At 38.2% G+C, this 7,184-nt stretch carries 6 protein-coding genes and 1 pseudogene; 2 read left to right on the plus strand and 5 right to left on the minus strand.

Annotated features, from left to right (window positions below):
* Positions 1-193: 193 nt before the first annotated feature.
* On the plus strand, positions 194-1,201 hold the full coding sequence (locus VJ937_RS07940) for an NAD-dependent epimerase/dehydratase family protein (protein ID WP_324066361.1): 1,008 nt from the start codon (positions 194-196) through the stop codon (positions 1,199-1,201).
* Between the two features lie 4 nt (positions 1,202-1,205).
* Here the strand turns inward: VJ937_RS07940 and VJ937_RS07945 are convergent, their stop codons facing one another.
* From VJ937_RS07945 to VJ937_RS07960, 4 genes are all read right to left on the minus strand, one after another.
* Positions 1,206-2,336, minus strand: coding sequence for a glycosyltransferase family 4 protein (locus tag VJ937_RS07945; protein WP_324066362.1), 1,131 nt, complete (start codon positions 2,334-2,336; stop codon positions 1,206-1,208).
* A gap of 19 nt (positions 2,337-2,355) precedes the next feature.
* Positions 2,356-3,246, minus strand: coding sequence for a hypothetical protein (locus VJ937_RS07950; RefSeq protein WP_324066363.1), 891 nt, complete (start codon positions 3,244-3,246; stop codon positions 2,356-2,358).
* A 106-nt stretch (positions 3,247-3,352) separates the two neighbouring features.
* Positions 3,353-4,108 carry a 7-cyano-7-deazaguanine synthase gene (locus VJ937_RS07955; protein ID WP_324066364.1) on the minus strand — a complete coding sequence of 252 codons (756 nt, stop codon included), beginning with the start codon at positions 4,106-4,108 and terminating at the stop codon, positions 3,353-3,355.
* Between the two features lie 123 nt (positions 4,109-4,231).
* Positions 4,232-6,031: a MutS-related protein gene (locus VJ937_RS07960; protein WP_324066365.1), complete on the minus strand. Its 1,800-nt coding sequence runs from the start codon at positions 6,029-6,031 to the stop codon at positions 4,232-4,234.
* Between the two features lie 125 nt (positions 6,032-6,156).
* On the opposite strand from VJ937_RS07960, the gene VJ937_RS07965 reads away from it, so the two are divergent.
* Positions 6,157-6,570 (plus strand): DUF2141 domain-containing protein, encoded by a 414-nt coding sequence (locus VJ937_RS07965; protein ID WP_324066366.1) that lies wholly within the window; start codon positions 6,157-6,159, stop codon positions 6,568-6,570.
* Between the two features lie 13 nt (positions 6,571-6,583).
* Here the strand turns inward: VJ937_RS07965 and VJ937_RS07970 are convergent.
* Positions 6,584-7,184, minus strand: a pseudogene (locus tag VJ937_RS07970) (toxin-antitoxin system YwqK family antitoxin); the annotation flags it as partial.

Consider the following 7,184-nt stretch of genomic DNA (forward strand, 5'->3'; position numbering starts at 1 on the left):
TGTTCGTGTTTTATAATATGATGGCAAATGTAATACATTATTTTTTATCTAGTGCTTAAAAACAAGTGCAGTCTTGCTGTCAAATGGTTTTATGCACATTGACGAATTACACTCACAATGGTAAATATCAATAAATCGATCAAGAATCACAAATACAGCATAGTTTTTATATTTTTGCAGTAAACTTAAATATATGTCCAGAGTACTCATTACAGGAGCTGCAGGTTTTATTGGTTTTCATTTGACAAAAAAACTACTGAATAAAGGGTTTAGAATTACTGGTATAGATGAAATTAACGATTATTATGAGCCCAAATTAAAGAGAGACAGATTACAGCAGCTGGGAATTCAGCATGCTAAACCCGGAACATGGGTTACTAACTCAGGTGGTAATTTGAATTTCATTCAGGCAAGTACTTATGACAGAGGCATTGTTGAACAAATTTTCGAAGAGTACGATTTCGATTATGTGATACATTTAGCTGCGCAGGCAGGCGTTAGAAACAGCATTGACAATCCATATAAATATACCCAAAGTAACATCGAAGGCTTTTTACCCATATTGGAAGCCTGCCGCCATAAAATACCCAAACACCTGATTTTTGCAAGCTCATCGAGTATTTATGGCAATAACAGCAAAATACCCTTTGAAGAAAGCGATGCGGTGGACCATCCTATCAGCTTGTATGCTGCAACAAAAAAGGCAAACGAATTAATGGCGCATACTTACAGTCATTTATACAACATCCCGGTTACCGGTTTACGTTTTTTTACGGTTTACGGTCCATGGGGCCGGCCCGACATGGCATACTTTAAGTTTGCAAAAGCAATTTTCGAAGGAAAAGAAATTGAGATTTTTAATAACGGAGATCTCAAAAGAGATTTCACCTACATTGATGACATCACTGCGGGCATAGAAAAGCTGTTGGACAAACCATCGGAGCACAATCCCACTTATGATATTTACAATATCGGAAATTCACACCCGGTAAAACTCATGGATTTTATATCTACACTGGAGCAAGAGTTGGGTAAGGAGGCAAAAAAGGTATACAAACCCATGCAACCAGGCGATGTTTATAAAACCTATGCATCGACAGAAAAACTGAACAAAAAAACCGGTTACCAGCCCGCTACGAATTTGAAAGAAGGGCTATCTGTTTTTGCAGAATGGTTTTTAAATTACTACCATTATAAATAACTGACTACGCTTTATCTGCCAGACTTATAAAAACCGCATTGTGCTTCTCATTTTGGCGCATACTATTATATTTAGCGGCAGTTTCTGCATTATTTTGGCCAATGGCCTTTCGTTTTCCCATATCTTTAATCAACTCAACAATTTTTTGTTCGTATAACTCCACTTTGGGTGGCAGAATATAATCACTGGACGCGCCTTCAAGCAACTCTGAGGAACCAACCCTTTCTGTGACCAAAACCGGCAGGCCGCAAGCCATTGCCTCAACTACGCTACGGCCAAACTCTTCGATCCATGCTGGTAAAACAAATATATCAGTTGCAAAATAGTAATTTTCCACATTGGGAATAGATGGCTGAAATGTAACGATACCTTTAAGTTGTTTGCGCTCAACCTCCATCTGATAATAAGGGTCTTTATTTTTTCCGGCAATGAAACACCGAATATGTTTAAGTTGATGTTTGTGATAAAGTAATTCGACCAGATCGAGTAAAAGTTGCACATTGCGCTTTTTAAAATCTCCCGATGTAATTAATCCGATTACCACGTTGCTCTCATCATAACCCATTGCGGTGCGTTGATGTGTCCTTTTCTCCTGAGTTTCATCTTTGGTAGTAAAACGGTTTTCGTCGTGTTCGGGATAAATTACCTTTAATTTAGATTCAGGTACATTAAATCTCGCCATTGCATCCTGCTTCATCATGTTTGAATTGCAAACCAACAACTTAAATTTTTGCTCTTTTAACTGTTTTGCATGAATTTGTCCAACAGCACTTTTCTGTGGCAGTGGTTTTCCATGTGTTAACTCATGGGCAAGGTGAATGCAATTGTGCAAATACAAAATATCCTGATCGAAAATATCGCCATGTCCCAGGGTAAGATCAGGTTTATAAAATTTTTGTAAGATACGGGTTTGTAAAGCAAAAAATTTCCTGTGAAAATAACCTTTAACCGGCCAAATTGGTACTTTAACAGGGATACCACCATGCGCTTTTATTGCTTTTCTATTGATGCGTTGAGCCACTACATATACCTTGTAGCCTTTGTTGCTTAAATACCTGGTGTGTTGCAGTACTAATCGTGGTGTTCCGGATTGAGTTGATTTTAATATGCGTACAGCAATCAATACCGTGGTCATAGATTTAAATTTAACAGGTCTAACTTAAAAATTCTTTTTCAAATGCAGCGGATAGTCGGCTAACGGCGAAACTTAATTCGTCTTCAGTTAAGTGCGAAGGGCCTGTTGGGGTATTGTTGATATCAATTACGTAAACTTTTCCATCTTCCCGATTTCTTAGCGCATCCAATTCCCCAATATCAAGTCCTATTTCATTACACAATTCGATAATTTTTTGCTGCTCTTCTTTCGATAAAACATCATCAGTTTCTTTCACTACAGGGGCCTTTACACCGTCCTGGTTTTTACGAAAACCGCCAAAGCGCTTATCAACAGGTTTATACTTTAAAATAACAAACGGAATGGAATCACCAATTATGCTTACGCGAATATCTTCAACTACCTGTTCATCGTATTGATTATCAATCAACCGTTGATAAAAATATCCCTCTTGTGGTTCATCATTTACCGGGCAATTTAAAATTATACCATCGTGCTTAGCATTTAAAACACTCTTTTTCACACACCTACCTTCAAAATTTTGCGGATCGACTACCGTAGAATACCCAAAAACTTTCTCGTGCAAACGATCTACTGTAGGCTTACTAATATCTTTGCAATTGAAATTGATGACTTTTTCTTTACTGGCCAACTCACGCACAGCATCATCGTATTCGCGAAAAGTAGTATCCTGCCAGTGCACAATCCTTTCATAAGGCAGTTTCATGCAGGTGGTAATATTGTAATTCAAATCGTCCAGAATCTTTTTTATTACAGTTTTCCTGTCCGGGAATCGCGGATAAAAAAGTATGTTTTTATGTACTTTCCCATTTTTGTAATAGCGCTTGTAGTATTTCAGCCAAAAGCGCACCTCCTTATAAATCTGTTTGGGTAAGGGGTATTTCTTTTGATATGTATTGACAAAAAACATTGTATGTGGGCATTGGTTGGTGCAAAAATAAGAAAATATATTACGAGCAAAGCTAGATTTACGATAAGAACATGAGTTTCTATGCTAAAAGAGCTCTTAAATGAAATTAAGAATACTTTTCCTTATAAAAATACTTCCAACGGATAAGTGGTGTCTTTTTAGCTACTCCTTCTTGTTTAGCTGTTTTGCAGGGATTACATTTTCCACAGGGATATTTAAACTTTCTAGGTCTGTGGCAATACCAGGTTAGTCCAACAAAGTCCATCCAGCCATTCTTTTTGGCCATTTCAACCATGTCTTTTTTGCTGTAGGTAATGATTGGAAGATGGTAATTCTCAAACACTTTTTCATAGAGCATAGCCTTCTGTGAGCCATCTGCTTTAGTTTTCTCTGTGTTTATTTTATATACCTTTTCGTCGGAATCTATGGGTTCAATAAATGGATCAAGGCTTTCAGACAAAGCCTCACCATGGTCGCTGGCTTCACCTTTTCTGATGATACCCAGCTCAAGGTCTTTGATTCCGTGTTCGACACAAAACTCCGCCAACCACCGGTATTGAATACCCAAATGGCGAATGCTGCTCAGTTCCTTAAATGCCTTTTGAATAGTTTGATCTGTTTTTATATCATCCACATCAACATATTCAATTGGCAGCAGCAGTTCTTTTGTAAAAGGATGCTTTTCAAATAATAGATCCTTGATCTTACTCATGGCTTTAATTTCATTTCGCAATGAGAACCGTGCCGTATCAAGCATATAGTAAGGTTTCACTACTCTTTTTTCAATTAATAATGCCTCCAGCAATCTAAAAGTAGAATCGAGACCTCCGGTCCAAAGTAAATTAACAGCTGTTTTAGTCATCTCCTAGATCTTTCCTTATAAAATCCATTCCTAATTAGAAGGCCAAAACTAATCATTTTTTTCAGTTATACACAATCTCTGAAAATCTCATAAGTAGCTATTTTACAATACAAAACCAGAAAACTATTTTATCAATCCCATCTGCTTCATGAGTAATTGGGCATTCATGGTTTGGGTAATGCCCGGTTGCAGTTTATAATCAAAATTGACATGCTCACCTTCAATCTCTATTTCGAAACAATAATTGTCAAAATGCTCCGGCAATTGTTGGGCAAGCTCACCCAACTGCGTATCGTGTGTTGCCACTATTCCTGCTACATCGTATTGAATAAGTTGTGTCAGAAAATCCACTGAACCTTTTCGCTTATCTTCGGAATTTGTCCCTTTTAAAATTTCATCAAGCACCAAAAATAGCCGCTCATCTTTTCTTATACGATTATATGCTTCCCTAAGACGTCGTAACTCGGCATAAAAATAACTTTCATCTTTCGATAATGAGTCGGTGGTACGCATACTAGTAAACACAGCAACCGGCTTAAAAGCAAAGTTTCTGGCACAAACAGGCAGGCCGGCCATTGCCATCACCATATTTAAAGAAACTGTGCGAAGAAAGGTACTTTTACCAGCCATATTAGCACCGGTAACGATATGAAAAAGTGTTCCCTCGGGGAATGAATAGTCATTCACAACTCTTTTTTGCTCAGGGAGCAATGGATGACCTAATTCTTTTGATTCAAGCTGGTGCCTGGGGTCGAAACGTGGGATGCAAAATTCGGGGTTATTTTGCCAGTAAGCACCACCACTCACCATAGCATCCATTTTGTCAAGGGCTTGCATCCAATCGGTCATATGCACACTTGCCTTTGCGTGCCATCGCCTAAAGCGGGTTATACATTGAATATCCCACAGTAAAAATGAATTTGCTATAACGGCAATAATCAGATTATTCCGGTACTCGAAACTTTTTATAATAGCCGCTAATTGTTTTATGGAATGCATTGCAGGCTCGTCGCCTTTCTGAAATGCGCTACTTATTTCACTGAGTGGTTCACTTTTCCATGATTCATTTGTAATGAGTGCAATCAATGACTTTTGGCCCTGCATAATCTTTTCTGTTCGCCCTAAAGCGGCATCTGCTTTTTTGGTATATTTCATTGCAAAACCAACCAATCCCCATTGCAACAAAACAAACAAAATCAGGTAGCCCACAGGAATAAGCTGCCAGGCAGCTAATATAACCGATGCTATAGTCAATAAAGGTACCCCCCACCGAAGTACAGAACTACTAATCCACGCTGGCACACCCACCTTCTGGGCTGATAATTGTTTAAAAAGCGTTTCTGCCGCTTCATCCAGTTGGTTGATGCGTGCATGAGCCAAAAATTTATGTCGCCAGCCAGGCTTCTGCGCCAGTTCCTTAAATGCATGCTGTCGTTGCTCAATTTTGTTCCATTCTAATAATGGTTGTGTAAACCAATTAGCAAGTAGTCTTTCTCCTCCCGGACGAACGGTACGGTTTATGGTTTGGAAAAATCCATTCTGCCCAAAAATATCAAGATCATAGCTAAATGGGTGGGCAGCATCGGCATATAGTTTTCCATTTTTAAAAGATGAATAATCGCCATTAAGCGCTTTAATATTTTCCTCATTAATAAGAGTCATCTCCCGGTGCCATTGCACCTTATTCTCAAGCTTGGCACTGTATTGCACAAGTATTAAAAATATAACTATGGTTGAGAACAATACGGCGCTAACGACTAAAACAGTTGTGCTTAAAGCGAAGTAAAAACCTATCGCTGCAGCAACGAAAACCAGTAACCGGGCTGTGGCATTGAAATTAGATTTCCGTTTGTACTTTTTATGTTCAGCCTGGTGCTGCGCTAATCTTTCCCTGTATATTGATATCGTGTTTTGTTTTTCCATGCGGTAAAAATATATTGAAAATACACAATTCCCAATTTTCATTTGAGCACTAAGGGTTTGTTCCCTTAAAAATCAAAAAATAAACAGGAATTACCTACCTTTGTTAATGTTATAAATATCAATTTATGAGCGTACTGATTTTAAGAATAGCCTTGCTAATTATGTTTGGTTTTGCATCCCAAAACATAATGAGTCAACATGTTTTGACAATAAAAATAATGGACCTACCTGAGAACAAAGGAAAAATTATGCTTGAATTGATGGATAGCGAACGCAATACGCTGGAACGTGTTGTAGGTCAAATACAAAATAAACGAAGCACAATAACTATTGACAGTCTGGCTACAGGCCAATATGCTTTTCGTTATTTTCACGATATAGATGGCGATGGCGAACTCAACACAAACTGGGTCGGTATGCCCACCGAACCTTATGGTTTTTCGAATAATGTGGTAGGATCATTTGGCCCTCCGGCCTTTGAGCGATGGCTATTTGATTTGCGAAGCAACAAAGAAATGATATGTAAGCCCGAATATTAAAGCAATAAGCGGGCTATTGATTATTTATAGATTTCTTTTGCACTACTTTCAGTAATACTCCATTAAAAAAAATGGCTTTTTGTAAAATGTTCCCGCTTTCATCATACCAGGTCCACATGCCATTTCTTACACCATTCTTATAGTCACCAACAGACTCGAGTGCACCTGATGCATAAAAGATTTTCCATGTGCCTTCGGGCTCCCCCTTGTGATAAACACCATGTTGTTTTAATTGACCGTTGGGGTGAAATATAAGCCAAAGGCCTTCAAATTTATTATCACTGTATCGTCCCTTTGAAAATACTGCTCCATTCAATAGATAAGAAGTCCATTCTCCTACCCGTTGGTCGTTTTCGAAATATCCTTTTTCTGCCAACCTCCCATCCGGATAAAAGGTTAAAGCTTCGCCGACTCGTATATTGTTTTGATAATGTACAATGCGTTTCAAGCCACCCTGTTTATAGTAGCTTTTCAACTGATCATTCAGCTTTCCATTTTCATAATAAGCTTCACGTTCAAGGTTGCCATTTTTAAACCATGTATATAAAGTATCGTAATAACCTGTTTCATTCCGATAGCCCTTGTAATTAATCTCTCCTGTTTCATGATAGCTG

The organism is Salinivirga sp. (genome assembly GCF_035268865.1).
In the GTDB taxonomy this organism is placed as follows: Bacteria; Bacteroidota; Bacteroidia; order Bacteroidales; family Salinivirgaceae; genus Salinivirga.

What these genes read in the sequence shown, in the direction of transcription:
- VJ937_RS07965 (WP_324066366.1), top strand. Translation starts at nt 6,157, where the DNA reads ATGAGCGTACTGATTTTAAGAATAGCCTTGCTAATTATGTTTGGTTTT.
- VJ937_RS07955 (WP_324066364.1), bottom strand. Translation starts at nt 4,108, where the DNA reads ATGACTAAAACAGCTGTTAATTTACTTTGGACCGGAGGTCTCGATTCT.
- VJ937_RS07945 (WP_324066362.1), bottom strand. Translation starts at nt 2,336, where the DNA reads ATGACCACGGTATTGATTGCTGTACGCATATTAAAATCAACTCAATCC.
- VJ937_RS07960 (WP_324066365.1), bottom strand. Translation starts at nt 6,031, where the DNA reads ATGGAAAAACAAAACACGATATCAATATACAGGGAAAGATTAGCGCAG.
- VJ937_RS07940 (WP_324066361.1), top strand. Translation starts at nt 194, where the DNA reads ATGTCCAGAGTACTCATTACAGGAGCTGCAGGTTTTATTGGTTTTCAT.
- VJ937_RS07950 (WP_324066363.1), bottom strand. Translation starts at nt 3,246, where the DNA reads ATGTTTTTTGTCAATACATATCAAAAGAAATACCCCTTACCCAAACAG.